22 protein-coding genes are annotated in these 26,372 nt (G+C 70.1%); 12 read left to right on the top strand and 10 right to left on the bottom strand.

Going from position 1 to position 26,372, the window contains the following annotated elements; translation table 11 throughout:
* Nucleotides 1-72 precede the first annotated feature (72 nt).
* The gene (locus ACWEOO_RS05570; protein ID WP_452141949.1) at nt 73-645 is read left to right on the top strand and encodes a CGNR zinc finger domain-containing protein; all 573 of its coding nucleotides are present in this window, start codon (nt 73-75) and stop codon (nt 643-645) included.
* Here the strand turns inward: ACWEOO_RS05570 and ACWEOO_RS05575 are convergent, their stop codons facing one another.
* Together ACWEOO_RS05575 and ACWEOO_RS05580 are read right to left on the bottom strand one after the other, a co-directional pair.
* Nucleotides 646-1,296, bottom strand: a complete 651-nt coding sequence (locus ACWEOO_RS05575; RefSeq protein WP_359927888.1) for a response regulator transcription factor — start codon at nt 1,294-1,296, stop codon at nt 646-648.
* A complete protein-coding gene (locus ACWEOO_RS05580; RefSeq protein ID WP_452141950.1) occupies nt 1,289-3,355 on the bottom strand; it encodes a sensor histidine kinase in 2,067 nt (688 codons plus the stop codon). Before ACWEOO_RS05580 ends, ACWEOO_RS05575 begins: the two co-directional genes overlap by 8 nt.
* Before the next feature lie 258 nt (nt 3,356-3,613).
* Between ACWEOO_RS05580 and ACWEOO_RS05585 the strand changes: the two genes are divergently transcribed.
* The gene (locus ACWEOO_RS05585) at nt 3,614-4,186 is read left to right on the top strand and encodes a hypothetical protein (RefSeq protein ID WP_452141951.1); all 573 of its coding nucleotides are present in this window, start codon (nt 3,614-3,616) and stop codon (nt 4,184-4,186) included.
* A 37-nt stretch (nt 4,187-4,223) separates the two neighbouring features.
* Here the strand turns inward: ACWEOO_RS05585 and ACWEOO_RS05590 are convergent, their stop codons facing one another.
* The 7 genes from ACWEOO_RS05590 to ACWEOO_RS05620 form a co-directional block, all read right to left on the bottom strand.
* A complete protein-coding gene (locus ACWEOO_RS05590) occupies nt 4,224-5,183 on the bottom strand; it encodes a nucleoside hydrolase (RefSeq protein WP_452141952.1) in 960 nt (319 codons plus the stop codon).
* On the bottom strand, nt 5,140-5,952 hold the full coding sequence (locus ACWEOO_RS05595) for a hypothetical protein (protein ID WP_452141953.1): 813 nt from the start codon (nt 5,950-5,952) through the stop codon (nt 5,140-5,142). Before ACWEOO_RS05595 ends, ACWEOO_RS05590 begins: the two co-directional genes overlap by 44 nt.
* An 11-nt stretch (nt 5,953-5,963) precedes the next feature.
* Nucleotides 5,964-6,110 (bottom strand): hypothetical protein, encoded by a 147-nt coding sequence (locus ACWEOO_RS05600; protein WP_452141954.1) that lies wholly within the window; start codon nt 6,108-6,110, stop codon nt 5,964-5,966.
* A gap of 94 nt (nt 6,111-6,204) precedes the next feature.
* Nucleotides 6,205-8,301 (bottom strand): ABC transporter ATP-binding protein, encoded by a 2,097-nt coding sequence (locus ACWEOO_RS05605; RefSeq protein WP_452141955.1) that lies wholly within the window; start codon nt 8,299-8,301, stop codon nt 6,205-6,207.
* Nucleotides 8,298-10,031 carry an ABC transporter ATP-binding protein gene (locus tag ACWEOO_RS05610; RefSeq protein WP_452141956.1) on the bottom strand — a complete coding sequence of 578 codons (1,734 nt, stop codon included), beginning with the start codon at nt 10,029-10,031 and terminating at the stop codon, nt 8,298-8,300. The genes ACWEOO_RS05605 and ACWEOO_RS05610 overlap by 4 nt, the downstream gene beginning before the upstream one ends.
* A complete protein-coding gene (locus ACWEOO_RS05615) occupies nt 10,031-10,711 on the bottom strand; it encodes a TetR/AcrR family transcriptional regulator (RefSeq protein ID WP_452141957.1) in 681 nt (226 codons plus the stop codon). Before ACWEOO_RS05615 ends, ACWEOO_RS05610 begins: the two co-directional genes overlap by 1 nt.
* 42 nt (nt 10,712-10,753) lie before the next feature.
* The gene (locus ACWEOO_RS05620; RefSeq protein WP_452141958.1) at nt 10,754-11,524 is read right to left on the bottom strand and encodes a TetR/AcrR family transcriptional regulator; all 771 of its coding nucleotides are present in this window, start codon (nt 11,522-11,524) and stop codon (nt 10,754-10,756) included.
* A gap of 155 nt (nt 11,525-11,679) precedes the next feature.
* Here ACWEOO_RS05620 and ACWEOO_RS05625 point away from each other — a divergent pair, with 155 nt between their 5' ends.
* From ACWEOO_RS05625 to ACWEOO_RS05635, 3 genes are all read left to right on the top strand, one after another.
* Complete coding sequence (locus ACWEOO_RS05625; RefSeq protein ID WP_452142047.1) at nt 11,680-13,560, top strand: ABC transporter ATP-binding protein; 1,881 nt, start codon at nt 11,680-11,682, stop codon at nt 13,558-13,560.
* A 442-nt stretch (nt 13,561-14,002) separates the two neighbouring features.
* Nucleotides 14,003-16,381: a DEAD/DEAH box helicase gene (locus ACWEOO_RS05630; protein WP_452142048.1), complete on the top strand. Its 2,379-nt coding sequence runs from the start codon at nt 14,003-14,005 to the stop codon at nt 16,379-16,381.
* Nucleotides 16,378-17,538 (top strand): SWIM zinc finger family protein, encoded by a 1,161-nt coding sequence (locus ACWEOO_RS05635; protein WP_452141959.1) that lies wholly within the window; start codon nt 16,378-16,380, stop codon nt 17,536-17,538. Before ACWEOO_RS05630 ends, ACWEOO_RS05635 begins: the two co-directional genes overlap by 4 nt.
* Before the next feature lie 15 nt (nt 17,539-17,553).
* On the opposite strand, the gene ACWEOO_RS05640 is transcribed toward ACWEOO_RS05635, so the two are convergent.
* On the bottom strand, nt 17,554-18,282 hold the full coding sequence (locus ACWEOO_RS05640) for a DUF4232 domain-containing protein (RefSeq protein ID WP_452141960.1): 729 nt from the start codon (nt 18,280-18,282) through the stop codon (nt 17,554-17,556).
* 206 nt (nt 18,283-18,488) lie between these two features.
* Between ACWEOO_RS05640 and ACWEOO_RS05645 the strand changes: the two genes are divergently transcribed.
* The 7 genes from ACWEOO_RS05645 (at nt 18,489) to ACWEOO_RS05675 (ending at nt 26,324) form a co-directional block, all read left to right on the top strand.
* A complete protein-coding gene (locus ACWEOO_RS05645) occupies nt 18,489-18,989 on the top strand; it encodes a GNAT family N-acetyltransferase (protein ID WP_359927864.1) in 501 nt (166 codons plus the stop codon).
* A 110-nt stretch (nt 18,990-19,099) separates the two neighbouring features.
* Complete coding sequence (locus ACWEOO_RS05650; protein ID WP_452141961.1) at nt 19,100-20,764, top strand: ABC transporter substrate-binding protein; 1,665 nt, start codon at nt 19,100-19,102, stop codon at nt 20,762-20,764.
* Nucleotides 20,761-21,714, top strand: coding sequence for an ABC transporter permease (locus tag ACWEOO_RS05655; protein ID WP_452141962.1), 954 nt, complete (start codon nt 20,761-20,763; stop codon nt 21,712-21,714). Before ACWEOO_RS05650 ends, ACWEOO_RS05655 begins: the two co-directional genes overlap by 4 nt.
* The gene (locus ACWEOO_RS05660; RefSeq protein WP_359927857.1) at nt 21,714-22,601 is read left to right on the top strand and encodes an ABC transporter permease; all 888 of its coding nucleotides are present in this window, start codon (nt 21,714-21,716) and stop codon (nt 22,599-22,601) included. Before ACWEOO_RS05655 ends, ACWEOO_RS05660 begins: the two co-directional genes overlap by 1 nt.
* Nucleotides 22,598-23,575, top strand: coding sequence for an ABC transporter ATP-binding protein (locus ACWEOO_RS05665; protein WP_452141963.1), 978 nt, complete (start codon nt 22,598-22,600; stop codon nt 23,573-23,575). The genes ACWEOO_RS05660 and ACWEOO_RS05665 overlap by 4 nt, the downstream gene beginning before the upstream one ends.
* Entirely contained in the window at nt 23,575-24,576 is a 1,002-nt protein-coding gene (locus ACWEOO_RS05670; protein WP_452141964.1) for an ABC transporter ATP-binding protein, read from the top strand. Before ACWEOO_RS05665 ends, ACWEOO_RS05670 begins: the two co-directional genes overlap by 1 nt.
* Entirely contained in the window at nt 24,573-26,324 is a 1,752-nt protein-coding gene (locus ACWEOO_RS05675) for a gamma-glutamyltransferase family protein (protein WP_452141965.1), read from the top strand. Before ACWEOO_RS05670 ends, ACWEOO_RS05675 begins: the two co-directional genes overlap by 4 nt.
* The last annotated feature ends 48 nt before the right edge of the window (nt 26,325-26,372 follow it).

Genomic DNA, 26,372 nt, shown 5'->3' on the forward strand with positions numbered 1-26,372 from the left:
GATAGATTGGCTTACATCCGTGAGAACGGTAGAGCTTTCTCACGGATGGGCGCAACTTGTACCATGAGATCCATGGAGTCACCGCTGCCGCCCGCACCTGGCGCCGACACTCATCTCGCGCTGGACTTCGCCAACACGGCGATCGCGCTCCCGGGCGGGCAGTACGTCGACCTGCTCGGCAGCCCGGCCTCGGTGAACGAGTGGCTCACAGCCCACAACCTCGCGCCCGAGGACGCCGACGTACAGGAGATGTGCGCGACCCAGCTCCGCGCCCTCCGCGAGCACGTCCGCTCACTGCTCGCCGCGCGCGTCACTGGCGCGCCGGCTCTGCCCGCGGCGCTGGACGCAGTGAACGACGCCCTCACCCGCGTCCCGACCGCCGAGCTCCTGCACTGGGACGACAAGACCGGGCCGTACCGAGCGGCGCCCTGTCCCACCAACGAGATCCTCGAGCACGCGTTGGCCGCCATCTCCGCCAACGCTGCCGACCTCCTCACCAGCCCCGAAGCCGAAGCCCTCACCGCCTGCGACGCCACCCCCTGCAACCGCTATCTGATCCGCCACGGCCGCCGCCATTGGTGCTCCACCCGCTGCGGCGACCGAGTCCGAGCCGCCCGCGCCTACGCCCGCCGTACCGCCGGATAGTCAGCGGCCGAGACCGGCGTTGCGGGCCTGGATGATCGCCTCGGCCCGGTCGGCGACGTGCAGCTTGGCGAAGATGTTCGAGACGTTGTTGCGAACCGTCTTCGGTGACAGGAAGAGCTCGGCGGCGATCTGGGCGTTCGAACGCCCAGCGGCGACCAGCGCGAGGATCTCCTGCTCGCGCGCGGTCAGCTGCGGGAAAGGACTGTTCGGGGTAGCTACCGGCTCCGCCGCGAAGAACTCGGCCACCCGGCGGGCGATCGCCGGACCGAAGATCGCCTCGCCCTGCGCGACCGCGGTGATCGCCCGCAGGATCTCCGCCTGGTTGGCGCCTTTCAGCAGATAGCCGCGGGCACCGGCCCGCATCGCCGCGAACAGCGTCTGGTCCTCCTCGGCCATCGTCAGCACGACGACACCGATGTGCGGACTGTCCGAGGTGATCGCCCGGGTCGCCTCGATCCCGTCCAGCCGCGGCATCTGCACATCCATCACGACCACGTCCGGCTGCAGTTCGCGCGCCCGGTCCACGGCCTCCACACCGTCGGACGCCGTACCGACGACCTCGACGCCGTCCAGAGACCCGAGCAGGGCGGCCAACCCGTCCCGGTAGACCGGGTGATCGTCGGCCAGCATCACGCGCACGGTCTCAGCCATTCACAACCTCCGGTACAGCGTCCAAGGGCAGCCTGACCTGGACCACAGTGCCACCCACCGGCGGACAGCTGACGCTGCAGACGCCCCCGAGCTCAGCGGCTCGCTCACGCACCGACAGCATGCCAACCCCCGCATTCACCTCGGCACCTATCCCGACACCGTCGTCGGTCACCGACAACTCCAGCGTCGCGTCCTCCAGCCGCAGCTGGATCTCGCACCGCGACGCCTGCGCATGACGTGCGACGTTGGTCAGCGCCTCCGACGCGATCCGGTACGCCGCGACCTCGACACCGGCCGGAAGCGGTCCGAGGACGCCGACGTCGACGGACACCCGCAGTCCGCCGAGCCGGAACCGCTCTGCTTGCTGCTCGATCGCCCGCACCAGCCCCAGCTCGTCGAGCGCCGGCGGCCGCAGGTCGTGTACCAGCCGTCGTACGTCGGCCAGCGCGGCCGCCGCCTCGCTCCTCGCGAGGTCGAGCATCCGGTCGGCCTCCGCGGGGGCCGATCCGGCCAGGTTGCGCGCGGTCTCGATGCGCAGCGCCACAGCGCCGAGACTCGGGCCGAGGCCGTCGTGCAGGTCCCGCCGGATCCGGCGCCGCTCCTCCTCGCGTGCGGCGACCAATTGGCTGCGACTCTTCTGCAGCTCGGCACTGAGCTCGCTCGCCCGCGCCGCTGCGGCCGCCTGGCGCACGAGGTCTCCGAGCAGGCGCTGGTCCCGCTCGGACAACGCCGTACCGCCGCCCGCACAGAACACCAGCCGCCCGATCGGCTCACCGCGATACCCGACGGGCAGGGCGTGCGCCCGGCCGACTTCGCGGCCGTGCTCGACGGTCACCCGCTCCCCGCCGGGCCGGTCGATCTCGACCCGGACGTACGGCAACCGGAACGCCTCCGCGACCGTCCGGGCCACCGCACCCAACTGCCGCTCCGGATCCGCGGCCGACTCGAGCCGCTCGGCGAGCGTGGACATCGTGGCGTACGGATCCTCGCGCGAGCCGCGGACCAGGCGCCGTACCCAGCGCCACAGCCGGTCGCGCAGCGGAGCGTAGACCACCGCGACCACCGCGATCGCGACCAGCGCGGCGTCGCGCTCGCCGAGCACCCCGCCCGCGATCGCGAACACCGCCAGGTCGACGCCGACCACGAGCGCCGCCAGAACGCCGTACAGGAAAGTGGCCGGGAGCAGCCGATCGACGGCGTACAGCTGGTGCTTGGTGACTGCGACGACGACCGCCGCGGACGTCAGCGCGATCGCGAGACCGAACAGGACGGCCGGTACGGCGGGCGGGTTGTGGAAGGGCACGATCAGCACGAGCATGGCGACCAGCGCGGCCCACATCAGCCAACGGATCTGGGCCTTGCGGTCGCGGTCATTGCTCTGGCCGGCTCGGCGGTAGCGGTGCACGGTGACCAGGAACGGTACGACGAGGCTCACGATCACGGCGCTGTACGCGATCCGCAAGAGCGCGGCCCAGACGTCGTACGGCAGCTCGATGCTGAGCGGATCGAGCGATAGCCGGGCGATCTCCGGTGGCAGGGCCGCCGAGTGGTAGCGCTCCATCACGGAGCTCGGCGCAACGAGCAGGAGCAGCGGCAGCAGCGTCGTGAGGCCGATGCCGGCGATCGACAGACCACGCCAGACGCGGCCGGCGACGAGTCGCCCGTCCGGGAAGATCAGGATCAGCAGCGGCAGCCCGAGCAGCAGGAAGGCGCCGATCCGGGCGTAGAACCAGTACGCGGCCGACGCGCCAGGCAGACCGGGATGCGTGTACACGGCGTACGCCGCCCAGCTCGAGGCGAAGCCGTCGATCACCCAGAGCAGGCCGGAGCCCGTCAGGACCCACGCGACCAGGTGCCTTGGCAGGCGGTGCAGGAGCAGCAGGCCGGGGACGACCAGGGCCAGACCCGAGAGGGCGGACGTCCAGCCCGCGTCCAGCTCGGCGGCGGACGGGATGTTGGTGCCGTTGCGAAGGTCGAGGACCACGGTGGCCGCACACAGCAGGAGGACGGCCGCCCCGAGTGCGGCCGGCCCCCATCCCCTCCGTGTCTCCTCCCCCACCGCTGCATTGTGACTCAGAGTGTGTCCCGGCGTCGCGGGTCAGTTGTCCCGAATGCATTCGGGACACTCACGAGGACCCGAGGCCCTGCCGGCCGGGTCGGCGCGCCCCGAAGACTCGTGATCGACAACGAACCTCAGGGGGAGGACACCATGACCACAACACCAGCCAGAGCACGTACCGACGCAGTGCCACCGCGGCACGGGGCTTCCGGGGCTTCGACGGCTTCGCGGGCTTCCGCGGCTCCGGCGGCTTCCGGGATGTCGGAGCGGGCGGTTCAGCGGCTCGGTCTCGGGCTGACGATGGGGGCGCTGGCGTGGGCCGCGAGCATCTTCGTGTTCACGACGGACCCGCACGGCATCCCGGGCCGGATCGGCGACCTGACCGGGCTGCTGTTCCAGCTCGGCATCTTCTGCTTGCTGGCGGTGCAGTACCGCACCGGCGCGATCGGTACCGGGCGGGCCGCCCGAAGGTTCCTGAAGGCCGAGGCCGTGATCCTCGGCATCGCGAGCCTCTGGTCCCTGCTGCACGGCGTTTTGCCGACGGACCTGCAAGCCGCCGCGTGGCTGGCGCCGATGGACATCTGCTGGCCATTGTCGATGCTCGGCATGGCCGTCATCGCCGTCAAGCTCGCCGTCACCGGCCGCTGGCAAGGCGTCCTCCGCTGGTGGCCACTGGTCGCGGAGAGCTGGGCAGTCGTCACAGTCCCGTCGTACATCCTCCTCGGCACCGAGGCCTCCCGCTGGGTCGGCGGAACCCACCTCCTCATCGGCTACGCAACCCTCGGCATCCTGCTGACCCGAAACCCCCGCCTCGTCCTACCCAGGACGTGATCCCGAGAAGGGCCGCCGCTCACACGGCGGCCCTTCCCTACTGCAAAGCGTCCTCCAGCCAGGTCATGAAGGCCGCATAGTCCGCCGAGATCGACATCGCGATCTCCTCGCCGTCCGCCGTCAGACTCATCCGCCCGATGCCGTCCAGCGCGACGTGCTCACGCACGAACCGCACACCCGGCCAGAGCATCGCGGCCGCGAGTGTCAGCGCATCGTGCTGCATGGACCCCGGATACTTCACCATCCAGCGGTCGAAGTGCTCGCGCAGCACCCGCTCCCACGGTTGCGCGTCCGGGCGGCCCCAGCGTTGGTAGAGCGCGGACTCGCGGGTGATCTCCATCGCCGGGTTGAAGGTCACGTCCGACAGCACGAACCTCGGATTCCACCGTCCCAGCTCCGGCACCATCCGGATCGCCGCCTCCGCGTCCACCCGGAAGTTGTGCTCGGCCCGCGACGGATCCCGGTACTTGATCGCCCCACCCATCTGCGTGACCGCCATCCGCGGGATCAGCACCGGCACCTCGCGTTGCAGCCGCGCAAGGTTCGACAGCGGTCCCGTGCCGACCCAGCGAATCCGTCCCTCGATCCCTGAGCAGACCTCGTCGATCACACCGACCACATCGGTGTCCTGCCGAGGGACCTCAGCTGGACAGACCCCGTCCATCACCCACATCCGGCTGTTCCCCAGATCGGAACCAGCCACGACGCGCACATCCGGCCGTCCGACCAGATCCAGCAGGTACCGCGCGAGCCGCGCCCGCTCCCCGCCGTACTCGTCGCTCGTCACCACCAACCGCAACTCCGGCACCCGCCGAGCCGCCACCACCAACGCCACCGTGTCGTCCGGATCCCCACCCAGATCGGTGTCGATGATCATCGGCGCCGTGGCGATCGCCGGCGGGCCGGGTGACGGTGGCGGCCCGCCGACGATCAAGCCGAGATCGTCGGACTCGTCAAAGATCGCGGCCCATCCCGCAAGCGCCATCCATTCCGCCACGGGATCCTCTTCGCGATCCTCGCCCATCGCCATTTCCACCCTTCCGCATCGCGCTGAACACATTCTCGACGAACACTTGCTTGTCGCCGTCACTCCCGCACCGCTCGTACGCGGCCCAGATCGCCTGCCGGTCATGTTCCGGCACCTGCGCGCGGTCCAAGGTCCGCTGTAGCGCCTGCACCTGCCGGTTGTCGGCCCGATACACGAACGAGTCGAGGAACTCCGCAGGCCGCGGATCAGTCGCCCGGCCCTCGATCCACGCCCGGAGCTCGCCGCGGTACCGGCCGGCCCCGTCCTCCAGCCCCCGACGGTAGTTGCCTCCCGCATCACGCAGTACGGCGGCATCCCGGGCCAGGTCGGCGACCGCCTTGAGATTCATCACCTTCACGCCCTCCCGCACCCGAGGGTCACGGAGACGCGGCGCCAACCGCGCTCTGCTGAGGCCCTTCAGCGGGTCCGGATCGTGACGCTGACCGGACTGCACGGGTCCGGTGGCGTCGTGTACCTCATAGCCCTTCTTGCTTCCGGGATGTGGGTCGTCCGGCGACTCGCCGTGGAACGCATACCGTCCGACGAACTCGGTCTCCGGGTAGACCGCGGCCAACAACTCCTGGGCACTGCCCTTGAAGCTCGTGTCAACCAGTGCCACCCGGCTCCCCGGCTGTCCGACCGTCACCCGCTCGCCGCGCAGGTAGTCCGTCAGCATCTGATACCCGCCGACCGCGTTCGGGGGATCCGCCCGGGGTGCCGTGCCCCGGAACCCTCGCACCTGCGGGAAAGTCAGGCCTTGGTGGCGCTCGGAAACTCGTAGGTCACGAGGTAGGCGTCCAGCAGGGTCCTGACGTCCGCGGGGTCGTCGACGCTCAGTCGCGTCGCGACCCGGTGGGCGGTCCGGGTGCCGCGTTCATGGACGAAGTTCGTGGGCATGCGTCAAGTACCGCACAGAAGGCGATACCGGCGCGGAAGTTATCCACAGGCTGCAGTGGGCGGGGACCCCTGCGTGGCGTCCCCGCCCACCGAGTCAGCGGGCCATCGGGCGGGCGGCTGGCGTGGCTGGGGCGGTCAGGGCTGCGGCTTCCTCGTCGATGTCTACTACCGCGCCGCTGAACTGGGCGTTGTAGAGGCGGGCGTAGGCGCCGTCCAGGGTGAGGAGTTCGTTGTGGTTGCCCTGTTCGACGATCGCGCCGTTCTCCATGACGAGGATCAGGTCCGCGTCGCGGATGGTGGACAGGCGGTGGGCGATGACGAAGCTGGTGCGGTCGGAGCGCAGGGCGGCCATGGCGCGCTGGACCAGGACCTCCGTGCGGGTGTCGACTGAACTGGTCGCCTCGTCGAGGATCAGCAACTGCGGGTCGGCGAGGAACGCGCGGGCGATGGTGAGCAACTGCTTCTCACCGGCGCTGACGTTGCTGCCTTCCTCGTCGATGACCGTGTCGTAGCCGTCGGGCAGGCTGTGGACGAAGCGGTCGACGTACGTCGCCTTCGCGGCCGCCAGCATGTCCTCCTCGGTGGCGTTCAGGTTGCCGTAGAGGAGGTTGTCCCGGATCGTGCCGCCGAACAGCCAGGTGTCCTGCAGCACCATGCCGATCCGCGAGCGCAGGTCGTGCCGGGTGAGCTCGGTGATGTCCACGCCGTCGAGCGTGATCCGGCCGCCGTTCAGCTCGTAGAACCGCATGATCAGGTTGACCAGCGTGGTCTTGCCGGCGCCGGTCGGGCCGACGATCGCGACGGTCTGCCCTGGCTCGGCGACCAGGCTCAGGTCGGTGATCAGCCGCTTGTCCGGGTCGTACGAGAACGACACGTGCTCGAACTCGACCCGGCCCCGCGCGTCGGTCACCTTCTCCGGTGTCGCGTCGTCCGGCACCTGCTCCTCGGCGTCGAGGACCTCGAACACGCGCTCGGCCGACGCCACGCCGGACTGCAGCAGGTTCGCCATCGAGGCCACCTGGGTGAGCGGCTGGGTGAACTGGCGCGAGTACTGGATGAACGCCTGTACGTCGCCCAGCGACATCGTGCCGGAGGCGACCCGCAGACCGCCGACGACCGCGATCACCACGTAGTTCACGTTCCCGATGAACATCATCAGCGGCATGATCAGGCCCGAGATGAATTGCGCGCCGAACGCGGCCTTGTAGAGCTCCTCGTTCTTCTCCGCGAAGCTCGCCTCGATCTCCTTCTGCCGGCCGAAGACCTTCACCAGCTCGTGCCCGGTGAACGCTTCCTCGATCTGGCCGTTCAGCGCGCCGGTGTGCCGCCACTGAGCCACGAACCGGACCTGCGACCGCTTCGCGATCGCCGCGGTCAGCACCATCGAGATCGGGATCGTGACGAGCGCGATCAGCGCCAGCAGCGGCGAGATCACGAACATCATCGTGACCACGCCGACCACCGTCAGCAGCGACGTGAGCAGCTGGCTCAGGGTCTGCTGCAGGCTGGTCGAGATGTTGTCGATGTCGTTCGTCACCCGGCTGAGCAACTCACCGCGCGGCGCGCCGTCGAAGTAGCTCAGCGGCAGCTTGTTCAGCTTCTCCTCGACCTCGGACCGCAGGTCGAGAATGGTCCGCTGGACGACGCCGTTCAGGATGTAGCCCTGCGCCCAGGACAGGAAGAACGCGCCGGCGTACAGCGCCAGGACCAGCAGCAGGACGTTGCGCAAGGCATCGAAGTCGATGCCGACGCCCGGGATCAGGTCGATCCCCTGCAGCAGGTCCGCGAGCCGCCCGTTGCCGGACGCGCGGGTCTGCTCGATGACCTGCTCCTTGGTCATACCGCTCGGCAGCCGCTTGCCGATCGCGCCGGCGAAGATGATGTCGGTCGCCCGGCCGAGGATCTTCGGGCCGAGCACCGACAGCCCGACGCTGAAGACCGCCAGCAGCACGACGCCCGACACCTGCATCCGGTGCGGCCGGAGCCGCTTCAGCAGCCGCTTCGCCGAGGGCAGGAAGTCGATCGACTTGTCCCCCGGAATGCCGCCGGGAGGACCGAACGCCCGCCCGGTGGTCGGCCGCTCGGTCGCCTTGACGGTCTTCGCCGCGCCCGGCTCCGGCCCGTTCGGCGCCGGCCTCTGCCCGTTCGGCGCCGGCCTCTGCCCGTTGAGCGACGGCTTCTGCTCGCTCATGCCGCCTCCTCCGCGGAACGCTGGGACTCGACGATCTCGACGTACGTCGGACACGTGTCGAGCAACTCCTGGTGGGTGCCCTTGCCGACGATCGCGCCGTCCTCGATCACCACGATCTGGTCGGCGTCGATGATCGTCGAGACGCGCTGCGCGACGACGACCACGCAGGCCTCCCGCGTGACCGGTCGCAACGCCGCCCGCAGCCGGGCGTCCGTCGACAGGTCGAGCGCCGAGAACGAGTCGTCGAACAGGTAGATCTCGGGTTTGCGGACCAGCGCCCGCGCGATCGCGAGCCGCTGCCGCTGACCGCCGGACACGTTCGTGCCGCCCTGGGCGATCGGCGCGTCCAGCCCCTCGGGCATCGCCTCGACGAAGTCGCGGCCCTGGGCGATCTCGAGCGCGTGCCAGAGCTCCTCGTCGGTCGCGTCCGGGTTGCCGTACCGCAGGTTGCTGGCCACCGTCCCGGAGAACAGGTACGGCCGCTGCGGCACCAGGCCGATCCGCTCCCAGAGTGCCTCGGGCTCGATCTCCCGTACGTCGATGCCGTCGACGAGCACCCGCCCTTCGGTCGCGTCGAACAACCGCGGCACCAGCGACAGCAGCGTCGTCTTACCGGCGCCGGTGCTGCCGATGATCGCGGTCGTCTGACCCGGCGACGCCACGAAGCTGATGTCCCGCAGGACCGGCTCGGCGGCCCCCGGGTACTTGAACGAGGCGCGCTCGAACACGAGCTGGCCACGCCCGGTGAAGTTCGTGATCGGCGTGACCGGCGGCCGGACCGAGGAATCGGTGTCCAGCACCTCGGAGATCCGGTCCGCGCAGACCGAGGCCCGCGGCACCATGATCATCACGAACACGCCCATCATCACCGAGAACAAGATTTGGATCAGGTAGCTCAGGAACGCGGTCAGCGCACCGACCTCCATGGTCCCGTTCTCGACCCGGGACGCGCCGAACCACAGCACGGCGATGCTGGACATGTTCAGGATCAGCATCACGGTCGGGAACACCAGCGCCATCAGCCGGCCGGCCCGGATCGCGGTGTCGGTGAGGTGCTGGTTCGCCTCGCCGAACCGCTCGACCTCGTGCGGCTCGCGGACGAACGCCCGGACCACCCGGATCCCGGTGATCTGCTCGCGCAGCACCCGGTTCACGCCGTCGATGTTCTTCTGCATCTTCCGGAACTGCGGCACCATCCGGCTCGCGATGAAGCCGATCGTGACCGCGAGCAGCGGCACCGCGACGGCAACCAGCCAGGACAGCCCGACGTCCTCACGGACCGCCATGATCACGCCGCCGACCATGGTGATCGGGGCCGCGACCAGCATTGTGCAGGTCGTGACCACCAGCATCTGGATCTGCTGCACGTCGTTCGTACTGCGGGAGATCAGCGTCGGCGCGCCGAACTGGTTGACCTCCCGGGCGGAGAACTCCCCGACCCGGTGGAACACCGCGGCGCGGACGTCACGGCCGAACAGGGCGGCCGTCTTCGCGCCGAAGTACACCGCGGTGATCGTGCAGACGATCTGCAGCAGACTGACGGCGAGCATCCAGCCGCCGGTGCTCATGATGTAGGCGGTGTCGCCCTTGGCCACACCGTTGTCGATGATGTCGGCGTTCAGGCTGGGAAGGTAGAGGGAGGCGATCGTCCCGACCAGTTGCAGGACGACCACCAGGGACAGGTTTCCTGCGTACGGACGCAGGTGCGTACGCAAGACGCGAAGTAACATCAATCATCCCCAGAGTCGTGATGGCGGGCACCGTCGAGCGCGAATTCGGCGATGTCCTCGGAGGCCGGCGGCTGACCGGTGTGGTGCTTGCCGTGCTTGAGGAGACCGTCGAAGGCGAAGTCGACGATCTCCTCGGCGGTCAGCACGTGGCCGCCGGAAATCAGTGGGTGGGTCGCCGAGAAGGTCAGCAGGTTGATCCGCCGGACCACCTCCTCGGCCGGGAGCCGGAGCTGCTCCTCGTCGGGCCGGATCAGCTCGGCGAACGCCGCGTTGGCCAGGTCGGACTGCCGTTGCTGGCGCGCCTTGTCCAGGGCGGTCGCCTTCCGGAAGTCCGGCGGGCGCTGGATCCGCAGGGCGAACAGCAGCTTGAACACCTTGCCGAGCCGCCGCTGGCCGATTCCGACCGCCGCCACCACGCGCTCCCGCAACGGCAGTGAACGGTCGATCTCCGCCAGCGCCTTGACCAGGTCGGAGGTGTCGAACACGGTCGCCATCGCCGCCTCGATCAACGCGTCCTTGCTGCCGAACGCGCGGAAGATCGTCCCCTCGGCGATCCCGGCCGCCTCGGCGATCTGCTTCGTACTGACCTCGGGCCCGAACTCCTCGAGCAACGGCAGCGCGGCCGCGACGATGGCGGCGCGTCGTTCCTCGGGAGGCAGTGGGGTGGCTCGTGGACTCACGAGATCCACGGTAACTGAGTGAGTACTCACTCACAACTGCATTTACCCCCGTGGCGTAGGCCGGTTCGCAACCAGCGCAGAAACACCGTCCAGCAGCCTTTCCAGACCGTACTCGAACGCGTGTTCGGAGTCGTACGGCGCGTCGAACTCATTCCCGACGGCGGTGCCGACGCGCGCCGAGAGCGGGAATTTCTCCAGGTCGCCGATCTGGTCCAGGTGCGGGACGTGCGCCAGCCACCACTCCTTGTCGGTCATCCCGGACCGCTGGATCACCTGGCGCGCCTCCACCGCCGTACGGACGGCGCCGTGGACGTAGCCGTTGACGAGCGCGACGGTCGCGTCCATCTCGAGGTCGGTGAGTCCGATACCTTCGACCGCACCCAGCTCCCATTCGTACTTCGCCATCACGTTGGGGCCGAGCGGTGGGCGGCTGATCGCGACCTGCAGCAGCCAGGGGTGGCGCAAGTACAGCTCCCGGTTCTCGCGGGCGACCTCGTCCAGGGCAGCTCGCCAGTCCCCCGGTACGACGCGCCGCGGCAGCTCGCCGTACACCGTGTCGAGCATGACGTCGAGCAGCTCACCCTTGCCCGGGAAGTACCGGTACAGCGTCATCGCCCCGACGCCCAGCTCGTCGGCGACGCGGCGCATCGACATCGCGGCCAGCCCCTCGGCGTCCGCGACCCGCACCGCGGCCACGACGATCCCGTCCACGGTCAGCGCCGGCTTCGGCCCACGCGTCGGCACCGGCCGCCTCCGCCACAGCAGCTCGAGACTCTTCGCCGGGTCCCCACTCCCGCTGTACTCCTGGTTCATGTGCGTGATTCTCTCGTAGCGGCTATTCTTCGTACAGCGTACGCAGTTGACCTCAAGTTACGTCGAGGTTCTAGCGTCGGGTTTTGTCGGTGGTCTACGGAATCATCGACGTCCCCGATCGATCGAATCACCGGAGTCCAGCCGTGAGTATGGAAATGACCGCGTGGAACTCGCTCTACCACGCGATGCACGCCCAGGACGAGAAGCGGCCCTTCTCGCGCGCCACCCTGCGCCGGATCCTCGCCTTCGCCCGGCCCCACCGGCGGTACCTGATCGCCTTCCTCGTGCTCAGCATCGGCGCGGCGGTGCTGGCGGTCGCCACGCCGGTGCTGGCCGGGCGGGTGGTCGACGCGATCGTGGGCGGCAAGGCAGTCGGCGTCGTCCTGCAACTGTCCCTGCTGATCGCCGTCATCGCGGTCGCCGAGGCCGGGTTCAGCCTGCTGACCCGTTGGCTGTCCGCGAGTATCGGCGAGGGCCTGATCCTGGACCTGCGGACCGCCGTGTTCGACCACATCCAGCGGATGCCGATCGCCTTCTTCACCCGGACGCGCACCGGCGCGCTGGTCTCCCGGCTGAACAACGACGTCATCGGTGCGCAGCGCGCGTTCAGCGACACGCTGTCCGGTGTGGTCAGCAACCTGGTGATGCTCGTGCTGACCCTCGTGGTGATGTTGCGGGTGTCGTGGCAGATCACTCTGCTCGCATTGATTCTGCTCCCGGTCTTCGTCGTCCCGGCGCGCCGGATCGGGACCAGGCTGGCGGGTCTGCAGCGCGAGGCGGCGAACTACAACGCCACGATGAGCACACAGATGACCGAGCGGTTCTCGGCTCCGGGTGCGACGCTGGTCAAGCTGTTCGGGCGGCCGGCGCGCGAGTCGCACGAGTTCGCTGTCCGGGCGCGGCGGGTGCGCGACATCGGCGTCCGCACGGCCATGGTGCAGTGGATCTTCGTCACGTCGCTCACGCTCGTGTCGGCGCTCGCGCTGGCGGTCGTGTACGGACTGGGCGGGTTCTACGCGTTGCGCGACCAGCTCGACGCCGGCGCGGTGGTCGCGATGGCGCTGCTGCTGACCCGGCTGTATTCGCCGCTGACCGCGCTCGCGAGCGCGCGGCTCGAGGTGATGACGGCGCTGGTGAGCTTCGAGCGGGTCTTCGAGGTGCTGGACCTGGAGCCGCTGATCAAGGACAAGCCGGACGCGGGCCGGGTGCCCGAGGGGCCGGTGACAGTGGAGTTCGCGGGTGTCAGCTTCGCGTACCCGTCGGCGGACAAGGTGTCGCTGGCCTCGCTCGAGGAGGTCGCGAAGCTGGACACCCGCGGCGGGGTCGAGGTGCTGCACGACGTCTCGTTCCGTGCGGAGCCGGGGCAGATGGTCGCCCTCGTCGGGTCGTCCGGCGCCGGCAAGTCCACGATCGCGCAGCTGATCCCCCGGCTGTACGACGTGGACTCGGGCGCGGTGAAGCTCGCCGGAGTCGATGTCCGCGACGTGTCCGCGGAGTCGTTGCGGGACACGCTCGGCATGGTCACGCAGGACGGGCATCTGTTCCACGACTCGATCCGGGAGAACCTGCTGCTCGCACGCCCCGAGGCCACCGAGGACGAGGTGTGGGACGCGCTGGAGCGGGCCCGGCTGGGTGAGTTGATCCGGTCGTTGCCGGACCAGCTGGACACCGTGGTCGGTGAGCGCGGGTACCGGCTGTCCGGTGGCGAGCGGCAGCGGCTGACGATCGCCCGGCTGCTGCTCGCGCAGCCGCGGGTGGTGATCCTCGACGAGGCAACTGCCGCGCTCGACTCGACGAACGAGGCCGCCGTGCAGGCAGCGCTGACCGAGGCCCTCGCCGGCCGGACGGCCGTCGTCATCGCACACCGGCTGTCGACGATCCGGGCCGCCGACCAGATTCTCGTGATCGAGTCCGGCCGCATCGTCGAGCGCGGCCGGCACGCGGAACTCCTGGCGGCCGGTGGCCGTTACGAGGAGCTGTATCGCACCCAGTTCGAGCAGCCCGGCGCGGAAGGCGCCGAAGCGGTTCCGGTCTGAAGTTCATTGGTCATTCGCGAGCGCGCAGGAGGTCGTCGGTTTGGTGGACACGGGGCAACAGTTGGCCGGATACGCGGTGGTCTTCCGGCCGGCTGATCCACCACGCAGCAGCCGGGTAGCGTTCTGGGATCCCTCCGGCGACCCACTCCCCCTCGGCGTCGGCAACCAGGCCGACCTCACGCTGATGGTCGGCGGGCAACTGCAGGACGTCCGGGCGGTCGAGTTGCCGGTGGCCGAGGCGGTGCCGGTGCTCGGGCGGATGCGGCGGGCGGCCGGGGCGCATCCCTCGGCCGCGTTCTGGGGCGGGGCCGCGCTGGTCGGGTTGCAGCTGGTTGCCCGGGGCAAGCTGCTTCCCGGCGTGACGCCGGACGGCCACGACGCCTGGCGGGTCGGCCCGCTCGAGCCCGATGACGTCACCCGTCTGCTCACCCTCGCCGAAGCCATGCCCGCCTCGGCCCGCGCACTGCCCCTCACCGACTCGCCCGACCAGGTGCGGTTGCCGGTGGCCGAGGAGTTGTTGCGGCAGTTCCTGGACGCGGTGGCCGACGGTATGCCGAGGTCGCCCGCGGCCGCGAAGGCACACCGGACGGATCTGTTCACCGCGGCCGCACCCCAACGGGCGGAGCGGCTGCGGACCTGGGCGGACGAGGTGTCGGTGGGCCTGGACACCGGCGTACGGATCTCGCTGCGCATCGACCTCGCCGACTCGCTCGCGTTCAGCGCCGTCGTCCAGCTGCACAGCCTGAAGGACCCGACCCTGGTCAGGGATGCGGACGATGTCTGGTCCGACGACGTTCCCGGGTTCGGCCCGCGCGCACGGATCGACGCGACCCTCGCGATCCGCCGCGCCGCCCGCGTCTGGCAGCCGCTCACCCGCCTGCTCGACTCCGCCGTGCCGGACCGGATGGACCTGGCCGACGACGATGTCGCCGACCTGCTGGCCGGATCGGCGCAACGACTCGCGGCAGCAGGCATCGAGCTGCACTGGCCGCGCAGCCTCGGGCGAGAGCTCACCGCCCGCGCCGCGATCACCTCGGCCGACGGGCCGCCGAGCGACCTTCCCGGCTTCTTCCAGGGCGACAAGACGCTCGACTTCAGCTGGCAGGTCGCGCTCGGGGACGACCCACTGACCGAGGCCGAGCTCGACCGGCTCGCGGAAGCCACCCGGCCGGTCGTCCGGCTCCGTGACCAGTGGATGCTGATCGACCCCGAGCTCGCCCGCAAGGCCCGCGACCGCATCCTCAAACCCGTCACCGCGATCGACGCGCTCGGCGTCGCCCTGACCGGCACGACCGAGATCGACGGCCGACAGGTCAACGTCACGCCCGCCCGGTGGCTCGACGACCTGCGCGCACGGATCGCCGATCCCGACCGCGCCGACGACCCGCCCGCAGCTCCACCGGGTCTGCAGGCCACCCTGCGCGACTACCAGTTGCGCGGTCTGCGCTGGCTCGCCCGGATGACATCGCTCGGCCTCGGCGGCTGCCTCGCCGACGACATGGGCCTCGGCAAGACGATCACGCTCATCTCGTTGCATCTCCACCGCCAGCAGTCCGCGGACACCGCGGGCCCGACACTCGTGGTCTGCCCGGCGTCGCTGCTCGGCAACTGGGAGCGCGAGGTGCAGCGCTTCGCCCCCGGCACTCCGGTGCGGCGCTTCCACGGCACGTCCCGTTCACTCGACGACGCGCGGGAAGGTTTCGTGCTGACGACGTACGGGACGCTCCGGCGGGACGCCGCACGGCTGGGTGAGCACCCGTGGGCGCTCGTGGTGGCCGACGAGGCGCAGCATGTCAAGAACCCCTCGTCCGGTACGGCGAAGGCGTTGCGGACCGTGCCGGCCAAGGCCCGGGTGGCGCTGACCGGCACGCCGGTGGAGAACAACCTCTCCGAGTTGTGGGCGATTCTCGACTGGACGACGCCGGGGCTGCTCGGCCGGCTCGGCACGTTCCGCAGCCGGTGGGCGACGCCGATCGAGGCGGACAAGGACGAGGAGGTCGCGGCACGGCTCGCGAAGCTCGTCACGCCGTTCCTGCTCCGGCGGCGCAAGTCCGATCCGGGCATTGCCCCGGAGCTGCCGCCGAAGACCGAGACCGACCAGCCGGTGTCGCTGACCCGCGAGCAGGTCGTGTTGTACGAGGCAACGGTTCGCGAGCTGATGGCGGAGGTCCAGGCCAGCGACCGGATGGCGCGCCGCGGGCTGATCGTGAAGCTGCTGACCGGGCTGAAGCAGATCTGCAACCACCCCGCGCAGTACCTGAAGGAGCCCGGCGACGCCCGGCTGACCGGTCGCTCGGGCAAGCTCGAGCTGCTCGACGAGCTGCTCGAGACGATCGTCGCGGAGGACGGCGCCGTGCTCGTCTTCACGCAGTACGTCGCGATGGCCCGCCTCCTCGAGCGGCATCTCGCCGAGCGCGGCATCCCCACCCAGCTGCTGCACGGCGGCACTCCGGTCGCGCGGCGCGAGGACATGGTCGACCGGTTCCAGGCCGGCGAGGTGCGGGTGTTCCTGCTGTCGCTGAAGGCGGCCGGGACCGGGCTCAACCTGACCCGTGCGGATCACGTCGTGCACTACGACCGCTGGTGGAATCCGGCGGTCGAGGACCAGGCGACCGACCGGGCGTACCGGATCGGCCAGACCAGGCCTGTGCAGGTCCACCGCTTGATTGCCGAAGGCACCATCGAGGACCGGATCGCCGGCATGCTCGCCGCCAAGCGTGAGCTGGCCGAGGCGGTGCTGTCCGGCGGTGAGGCCGCGCTGACCGAGCTCTCCGATGCCGAGCTGGCCGATCTCGTCGAGCTGCGCGGAGGTGCCCGATGAGTGCCGCGCGAGGTTTCCCGGCGTTCGCCGCGCAGCACCGGAGCACGCGGGGCAGGTCGTGGTGGGCGCAGGCCTGGGTGCAGGCGATGGAGGACACGTCCCTGGACGCGGGCCAGCTCCGCAAGGGCCGCCGGTCTGCGAACTCCGGCCAGGTCGGCACGATCACGATCAGCCCCGGACGGATCGCCGCTACCGTGTACGCGCCCGAGGACACCTACGAGTCAGTGGTGCACGTCGACGAGCTGACCGATGACGACTGGCGCCGCTTCGGCGAGCAGCTCGCCGCGCGGGCCGGGCACATCGCGGCGTTGCTCGACGGCGAGATGCCGCACAACCTGGTGGAGGCCGCGGCCGATGCCGGCGTCACGCTGCTCCCCGGCATCGGCGACCTCGACTCCAGCTGCACATGCGACGCATGGGAGCTGCCCTGCCAGCACGCCGCGGCGCTCTGCTACCAAGTCGCGTGGCTCCTCGACGCGGACCCGTTCGTCCTGCTCCTGCTGCGCGGCCGCAGCCGCGAAGATCTCCTCGACGAGCTCCAAGCGTCGTCGTCCCAACCCACAGCACCGGGCGTCGCCGTCGCTGACGTACTCGCGGCCTCGCCCGGCGACCTGCCGGAGCCGCCCGATCTGCCGGCGAAGGTGAGCGCCGACGATCTGGCCGTCGCCGGCATCGAACCACCCGAAGGTCTCGGCTCGCACGTCCTGCAGCTACTGGTGCTCGACGCCGCCCGCCGTGCACGCTCGATCCTGAACGCGCTCCTCCACGGCACCGCGGAGCCGCAGGCGCTCGACGAGTGGCAGGACACCGTGCGCCTGGCGACCGACTTCCCGGAGCTCGTCGCGACGCTGACCGAGTCCTCCGACCGGGACGTTGCCCCAGGCATCCAAGCCTGGCGGTACGGCGGCGCGCCGGGCCTCGACGTCCTCGAGCACGCCTGGACACCCGAGCCGGCCGAGCTCAACCGGGCGCGGACCGAACTGCTCGCCGCGGACGACGACCTGACCATCCACACCTCGGCGAACCGGTTGACGCTCGGCGCCGACACCCAGCTCAGGCTGGACCGTAACGGCCGCTGGCACCCGTACCGGCTCGTCGACGACACCTGGGTCCCGGCCGGTCCGCCGTCCAAGGACCCGCTGGTCGTCGAGTGGTGAGGCCGGCGGAGTCCGTCAGGACTGGGTGACGGGGCGCATGGCGAGGCCCTCGGTGCCGGCCCAGTAGGTGACGCGCTGACCGTCGTCGGCCTCGAACGAGGTGACGGGCATCTTCACCCTGACGGGCTTCTCGGCCTCGGCCTCACCACCGGGGCTGCCGAGCCCGACCGTCAGGTACTTCACGGGATAGGTGTCCATCTTGCCGCCAGTGGCGAGCACACCGGCGTACGCCTTCTCACCGGGAGCAAGGGTGACTGCCTCGCCGGGGCCGGTCGATTCCATCGCCGGCGCGGAGCGCTGGGCGTCGCCGAGCGTGACCTCGGGGTAGTTCTGGACGTCGCACTTCTTGGCGCTCGAGTTCGTTGCCACGAGCATCAAGTGCCGAACGTCCTCACCCTGCGCGTCGTAGTTCGTGACGGTGAAGGTCAGGTCCGCCATGGTGCACAGGTCGACACTCGCGTCGGCACCGGTCGTCGTCTTGGTCGCCTTGGTCGGCTTCGGCGTGCTCGACGGCTTGGCCGAGCTCGACGCGACCGGTTCGGTCGACGCGGACGGCGGGGTCGTCGAGGTGGTTGCGCTCGCCGAGGTCGTGGCGCTCTGCTGGTCGGACGGCTTGCTCCCGTCCGCCGCGTTGCCGGACCCGCACGCGGCGGTCGTCAGGAGTGCGGCGACCACGCCGGTTCCCAGGGCGTAGCGTCTCCACTTGGCCGGACCTTTGCGGTCCCCCGAAACGACAACGTTCACTGAAGTTCCCCTCGTTCGGCCGTCCTCGACGGCGTCGGTGATGCGTCCGGCGAAATCGGAATGATGGACGCCTCACCCTGAGTTAAAGTTGGTCACGACTTCGGAGGAGGAGGTGAGTTGATGACCGCGCGAGCTCGCGCTGCCGCATGTCCGGCAGCGCTTTCGGTCAGTCAACTCATCCGCTGAACCCTCCGAAAGGCACCACGTTGTCCAACATCTGGAACACCCGTGTCGAGACGCCGTCCGACATCGAGCCGCTCCGCGACCTCACCCGCGACGCGTTCGGCCGGCAGTTCGAGGTCGACTTCCTCGACGCGCTCCGCGCCGATTCCGTCGCCTGGATCCCGGGACTCTCGTTCGTCGCGACCACGTCTGATGACACGCCGATCGCCTACGCGCTCCTCACCCGCTGTCACGTCGACGACGTACCGGTCCTGTCACTCGGACCGGTGGCCGTACTCCCGGCGTACCAGCGTCAAGGCGCCGGCGGAGCGGCAGTGCGGGCCGCGCTGGCGACGGCGCGTCACCGCGAGGAGCCTGCCGCGCTCGTCCTCGGCCACGCTGAGTACTACCCGCGGTTCGGCTTCCGGCAGGCGACCGAGTTCGGCATCCACCATCCGCAGTACGACGGTCCCAACCTGATGGCGCTTGCGCTCGGCAACCACGCCGTACCGGCCGGAACTCTGACCTACCCGGTCACCGGCTGACAGTCCGTACGGCGGTCGTAAAAGGTTCAGTCAAACTCGCCGAATCACTTGCGCACCCCGGTTGTATACATGAAACAGTCGACAGTACCCCGCCTACTAGGAGCAACGTGATGACTCGTCGACTGTCACTGAACCGTTTCATCGGGGCCGGCGCGGCGGTCGCCGCGCTGGCCCTCGTCGGGACCGCCTGCTCGCCGGTGGAGCCGGCCGGCAGTGACAACCAGTCCGGCGGCGGCCAGTCGACCGCCGCCGGGCAGGACGTGTTCGGTGACGCCGCCGACCCGGCGAAGGTCAAGCAGGGCGGGACCCTGACGGTCGCGCTGTCGGCCGACCCGGACAAGCTCGATCCGACGCTGTCGCGCAGCCTGTACTCGCGCTACGTCTTCCACACCATGTGCGAGAAGCTGTACGACCTCGGCTCCGACGCCAAGGTGGTGCCGCAGCTCGCGACCGCACTGCCGACGATCTCGTCCGACGGGCTCAGCCTGACGATCCCGCTCAAGGAGGGCGTGAAGTTCGCCGACGGCGGCACGTTCGACGCGAACGCGGTGAAGACCTCGCTGAACCGGGACCTCACGCTCGCCGGCTCGGCCCGCAAGAGCGAGCTCGGCCCGATCACGTCGATCGAGACGCCGGACGCGAAGACCGTGGTCATCAAACTCTCGAAGCCGTTCGCCCCGCTGACCGCGGCGCTCGCCGACCGCGCCGGGATGGTACTCAGCCCCGCCGCCGTCGCGAAGCTCGGCGCGAACTTCTCGAACGCGCCGGTCTGCGTCGGCCCGTTCAAGTTCGCCAACCGGGTCGCGCAGAACTCCATCAAGGTCGTCAAGGACCCGCTGTACTACGACGCGGCGAAGGTGCATCTCGACGCGATCGAGTACCGGATCATCACCGACTCCAGCATCCGCTCGGCGAACCTCAAGTCCGGTGACGCGCAGGTGGCAGACTCGCTCTCGTCGCAGGACGCGCCCACGCTGCAGAAGGACGACACCGTCAGCGTGCTGCAGTCGCAGTCGCTCGGCTACCAGGGCCTGACGATCAACATCGGGAACGCCAACGGGATCGGCAACCCGCAGAAACAGCTCGACACGCCGATCGCGAAGGACCCGAAGGTGCGCCAGGCCCTGGCGCTGTCGATCGACCGGGACGCGCTGGTGAAGTCGATCTTCAACGGCCTCAACACGGTCGCCTGTTCGCCGGTGTCCCCGAAGAGCGAGTTCACCTCCGACGCGGCGCAGGTCTGCCCGCCGCACGATCCCGCGAAGGCCAAGCAGTTGCTCGCCGACGCCGGCGTCAGCACGCCGTACAAGGTCGAGATGATCACCTCCAACAACCCCGACAGCCTGCGGCTCGCGCAGGCCTTGCAGGGCATGGTGAAGGACGGCGGCTTCGACCTGGTCATCAAGCCCGTCGAGTACGCCGCGCTGCTGGACCAGCAGGACCGCGGTGACTTCGAGCTGCTGCAGCTCGGCTGGTCGGGCCGCGTCGACCCGGACGCGAACATCTACAACTTCGTCGGCACCACCGGAAGCCAGAACGTCTCCGGCTACAGCAACCCCGACGTCGACAAGCTCCTCACCGACGCCCGCCAGTCCACCGACCGCGCCGAGCGCGTGAAGCTGTACGGCGAGGTGGTCGGCAAGCTGCAGCAGGACGACCCGATCATCTACATGTACCGCCAGCGCAACCTCACCGGCGTCTCGAAGAAGCTGCTCGGCATCCAGGTCTACCCGGACGGCGTGATCCGCACCGCCTTCGCAGGATTCGCCAAGTGAGGCGGTACCTGCTCAATCGGCTGTGGCAGTCCGCGGTGACGCTCGTGCTCGCGACGATCGTGGTGTTCGCGGGGGTGCGGGCGTTGCCCGGCGACCCGGCGCTGGCGCTGGCCGGGGAGGATCGCGATCCGGAGTCGTTGCGGGCGATCCGGCAGCAGTACGGGCTTGACCAGTCGTGGATCGTGCAGTTCTGGCAGTTCGTGAGCCACGCGGCGCGCGGTGACCTCGGGCAGTCGATCCGGACCGGCGCTCCGGTGCGGTCGATGATCGTCAGCGCGTTGCCGGTGACGATCGAGCTGTCGGTGCTGGCGATCCTGATCGCGAGCGTCATCGGGGTCGGCGCCGGCGTGGTGGCCGCCGTACGGCGTGGGCGCCCGGCCGAATGGGCCGCGAACGCGCTGGCACTGCTCGGCCTGTCGGTGCCGCACTTCTGGCTCGGGCTGATGGCGATCCTGTACCTGTCGGTTGCCCTCGGCCTCTTCCCCGCCTCGGGTTTCGTGCCGTTCTTCAGCGACCCGGTGGCCAACCTCCACCACCTGATTCTCCCAGCGCTGATCCTCGGCACCGGTCTGGCGGCGGTGATCATGCGTCAGACCAGGTCGTCGATGCTCGACGCCCTGTCCGCCGACTACATCCGGACGGCGGAGGCGAAGGGTCTCCCGCCCCGGGCCGTCGTCGGAAGACATGCCCTGCGCAACAGCCTGATCGTGGTCGTCACGATCGTCGGCCTCCAACTCGGCGCGCTCATCTCCGGCGCGGTCGTCACGGAACGGATCTTCGCCCTGCCCGGTTTCGGCAAACTGACCGTCGACGCGGTCTTCCAGCGCGACTATCCCGTCATCCAGGCGGTCGTGCTGGTGACCGCGACGGCGTACATCGTGATCAACCTGCTGGTCGACCTGCTGTACTCCGTGATCGATCCGCGGATCCGCGTGCGAGGTGAGGCGTGATGGCCGTCGCCGAAGCCGTGACGCCTGACCACCCGGCACCGCTGCGCAGCAACCGCCGCCGGGTGGCCCGCCGGATCCTGCACAACCCACTCGCACTCACCGGGCTGGCAGTGCTGGCGTTCGCCGTGTTCCTCGCGGTGTTCGCCAACTGGCTGGCGCCGCACGAGCCGACCCAGACCCAGCTCGACCGCGCGTTCGCCCCGCCCGGCACCGTCGGGTACCTGCTCGGCACCGATGACCTCGGCCGCGACGTGCTCTCCCGGATCATGTTCGGGCTCCGCGCGTCGTTGCACGTCGGGGTGCTCGCGGTCGCGTTCTCGCTGGTGGTCGGCGTACCGCTGGGGCTGATCGCCGGCTACTTCCGGACCGTCGACGCGCTGATCTCGCGGCTCACCGACCTGGTGCTGGCGTTCCCGTTCCTGATCCTCGCCGTCGGGCTGGCCGCGATCCGCGGCGCCAGCCTCGGCAACGCGGCGATCGCGATCGGAATCGCCCAGATCCCGGGCATGATCCGGATCGTCCGGTCCGAGACGCTGCGGCTGAAGTCGCTCGACTTCGTCGCGGCGGCGGTCGTCGAGGGCGCCGGCGACGCCTGGGTGCTCGGCCGGCACATCCTCCCGAACGCGGGGTCGGCGATCATCGTCCAGGCGACCGTCGGCATCCCGGCGGCGATCCTCGGCGAGGCCGTGCTGTCGTTCCTCGGCCTGGGGATCCAGCCGCCCGCTCCGAGCCTCGGCACGATGCTCGCCGACGCGCAGCAGTTCGCGTCCCGGGCGCCATGGGCCGCGGTAATGCCCGGTGTCGCGATCATGCTGCTCACACTGGCGTTCAACATCGTCGGCGACAGCCTCCGCGACGCTCTCGACCCGAAGGCGAGCCGCCGGTGAAAACTGTTCTGGCAGTCAAGGATCTGTCCGTCACCTTCCGCACCGAGGACGGGCCGCTGTCGGCCGTGGACCGGGTCGGGTTCGAGGTCGGGGACGGCGAGGTGCTCGCGGTCGTCGGCGAGTCCGGCTGCGGCAAGAGCGTCACGGCGATGAGCATCGCCGGCCTGCTCCCCCGCACCGCGACCGTCACCGGATCTGTCGAGCTCGACGGCACCGAACTCATCGGCGCCGGCAAACGCACGCTGCAGTCGATCCGGGGCCGCGAGGTCGCGTACATCTTCCAGGAGCCGATGACCTCGCTGAACCCGGTCTTCACCGTCGGCCACCAGATCGGCGAGGTGCTGCGGACGCACGTCGGCCTCAGTCGCCAGGCGGCGCGCGCCCGCGCGGTCGAGCTGCTCAAACTCGTCGGCATCCCGTCCGCCGAGCGCCGTGTCGGCGACTACCCGCACCAGCTGTCCGGCGGGATGCGGCAGCGCGTGATGATCGCGATGGCGGTCGCCTGCGACCCGAAGGTCCTGATCGCGGACGAGCCGACGACGGCCCTCGACGTGACGATCCAGGCCGGCATCCTCGACGTACTGCGCGGGCTGCGGGAACGTCTCGGGACCAGCATCGTCCTGATCACCCACGATCTCGGGGTGGTGGCGGACCTCGCGGACCGGGTCGCGGTGATGTACGCCGGGCGCGTCGTCGAGACCGCCGAGGTCCACGACCTGTTCGCGCGCCCCCAGCACCCGTACACGGTGGGGCTGCTCGGCGCCTCGCCCGCCGCCGGCCGGCACGCGGAATCCCAGCGGCTGAACGAGATTCCCGGCCTGGTCCCGGTCCTCACCGAGCAACCCGACGCCTGCACCTTCGCCGACCGCTGCTCGCGCGCCGTCGACACCTGTACGTCGTCCCAGCCGCAACTCACCGGCGCCCCGCATCGGGTCGCGTGCTGGAACCCCGTTCGCGAACCAGTGGAGGTCTGATGGACGCCGTCTCCCAACCCGCCGAGGCGGCCCTGGACGTCGAGGATCTCGTCATGCACTTCGGGCCGGTCCGCGCGGTCGACGGCGTCACGCTGCGGATCCGGCAAGGCTCCGTCGTCGCGCTCGTCGGCGAGAGCGGGTCCGGCAAGTCGACCGTCGGTCGGTGCATCGTCCGGCTGCTCGAGCCGACCGGTGGAACCGTCAGGCTCGCCGGCGCCGACATCACCCATCTCAATCGCCGCAGGCTCCGCCCGCATCGCCGCGACGTGTCGATCGTGTTCCAGGACCCGGCAGGCTCACTCGATCCGCGGTTCTCCGTCGGGGACATCGTCGGCGAGCCGCTGCGCCTGATGCGCCGCAAGGACATCCCCGCCAAGGTCGCCGAAGCACTGCGCCGGGTCGGGCTGCGGCCCGAAGTGGCGCAGCGGGCGCCGCACGAGCTGTCCGGTGGTCAGCGGCAGCGCGTCAGCATCGCCCGGGCGTTGATCTCCGAGCCGCGGCTGCTCGTCGCGGACGAGCCGACGAGTGCGCTCGACGTCTCGGTGCAGGCCGCCGTACTCAATCTGCTCGCGGACCTGCAGCGTGATCTCGGGTTCGCCTGCCTGTTCATCACCCACGACCTGTCCGCGGTCGAGTACCTCGCGGACGAGGTCGCGGTGATGTATCTGGGCCAGCTCGTGGAACAGGGACCGCGGGCGCGGATCTTCGGCAAGCCGGCGCACCCGTACACCCAGGCGCTGCTGTCCGCGGCGCCCGTCCCCGATCCCGCCGAGCAGCGCGCGCGCCGGCCGGTCCTGCTCGGCGATGACCTCCCGTCGGCGATCGACCCGCCGCCCGGCTGCCGCTTCCACACCCGCTGCCCGGTCGCGGTGGACACATGCCGGACGGTCGTCCCACAACCGCGCACGATCGGCGAAGGTGGACACCAGGTCGCCTGCCACCTGGTCGAGGACGACGGCACCGGCCCCGACGTACGCTCAACAGAAGGAGTCGCTCGATGAGTTTCACCACCCGGCCGACGCTGCGCGGCACGTTCGGGATGGTTTCGTCCACGCATTGGCTGGCGTCGCAGTCGGCGATGCGGATCCTCGAGCTGGGCGGCAACGCGTTCGACGCCGGCGCCGCGGCCGGGTTCGTGCTGCACGTTGTCGAACCGCACCTCAACGGGCCCGGCGGGGAGGTGCCGGCGATCATTGCGACCGCCGCCGACCCGACGCCGCGGGTCCTGTCCGGCCAGGGCGTCGCCCCGGCCGGCGCGACCATCGAGCACTACCGCTCGCTCGGTCTCACGCTGGTGCCCGGCTCGGGTCCGCTCGCGGCCACGGTCCCCGGCGCGGTCGATGCCTGGCTGCTCCTGCTGCGCGACCACGGCACCCTGCCGCTGAGCGTCGTACTGGAGCCGGCCATCGAGTACGCGCGCAACGGGCACCCGCTCGTGCCGCGGATCGCCGACACCATCGCCACCGTGCAGCAACTCTTCGAGGACCACTGGCCGACGTCCGCCGCGCTGTGGCTCGACGGCGGCCGCCCGGTCACGGGCCGGTTCCGCAACGAGGCCTACGCCGCGACGCTCGAGAAGCTCGTGGCCGCAGCAGTCGGGCCGGATCGCGAGACGCAGATCGAGCAGGCGCGGAAGACCTGGCGGGAGGGATTCGTCGCGGAGGCGATCGACAAGTTCTCGCGGATCCCGCACCGCGACTCCAGCGGCGCGGACCACGCCGGCCTGATCACCGGCGACGACCTGGCCGCGTTCGAGGCTAGCTGGGAGGACGCGGCGACGTACGACTGGAACGGGTACACCGTCGCCAAGACCGGCCCGTGGGGGCAAGGCCCGGGCCTGCTGCAGTCCCTCGCCGTACTCGCGGAGCTCGGGGACGTCGACCTCGACACCGCCGAGGGCGTGCACACCACGGTCGAGGTGATGAAGCTGTCGTACGCCGACCGCGAGGCCTGGTACGGCGACGGCGCCGACGTACCGCTCGACACGCTCCTCTCCCCCGCCTACGCCGCCGAGCGGGCGAAGCTGATCGGCGCGGACGCCTCGCTCGAGCTGCGCCCGGGCAGCCCCGGCGGACGGCCGCCGAAGCTGCCGTCGATTGCCGCCGGCAACGAGACGGGCGACGCGACGACCGGCGAGCCGACGGTCTCGCCCGTCGGGGAGACGCGCGGCGACACGTGCCATGTCGACGTGGTCGACCGCTGGGGCAACATGATCTCGGCGACGCCGAGCGGCGGCTGGCTGCAGTCGTCGCCGACGATCCCCGAGCTCGGCTTCTGCCTCGGCAGCCGCGCGCAGATGTTCTGGCTCGAGGAAGGGCTGCCGGCTTCGCTCGCACCTGGCAAGCGGCCGCGGACGACCCTGACGCCGACGCTTGTGCTCCGGGACGGCGAGCCGGTGATGGCGTGTGGTTCGCCGGGTGGCGACCAGCAGGACCAGTGGCAGCTGCTGTTCCTGTTGCGGCACCTGGGCGCGGGGATGGACCTGCAGGAGGCGATCGACGCCCCCGCATGGCACACGACCGGCTTCCCGTCGTCGTTCTACCCGCGCACCTCGGAGCCGGGCGGCCTGGTGGTCGAAACCCGCGTCGGGCGCGCCGTCGTCGACGAGCTGGCACGGCGCGGGCACGTCGTCACCGAGTCGGATGCGTGGAGCCTCGGCCGGTTGTGCGCGGTCCGGAAGGAAGCCGACGGCATCCTCGCCGCCGCGGCAAACCCACGCGGCATGCAGGGTTACGCGGTCGGCCGGTAGCCCGGATCTGCAGGCCATCACAATCGCGGCGCCCCCGACGTGCTGAGC

Source organism: Kribbella sp. NPDC004138 (assembly GCF_053603655.1).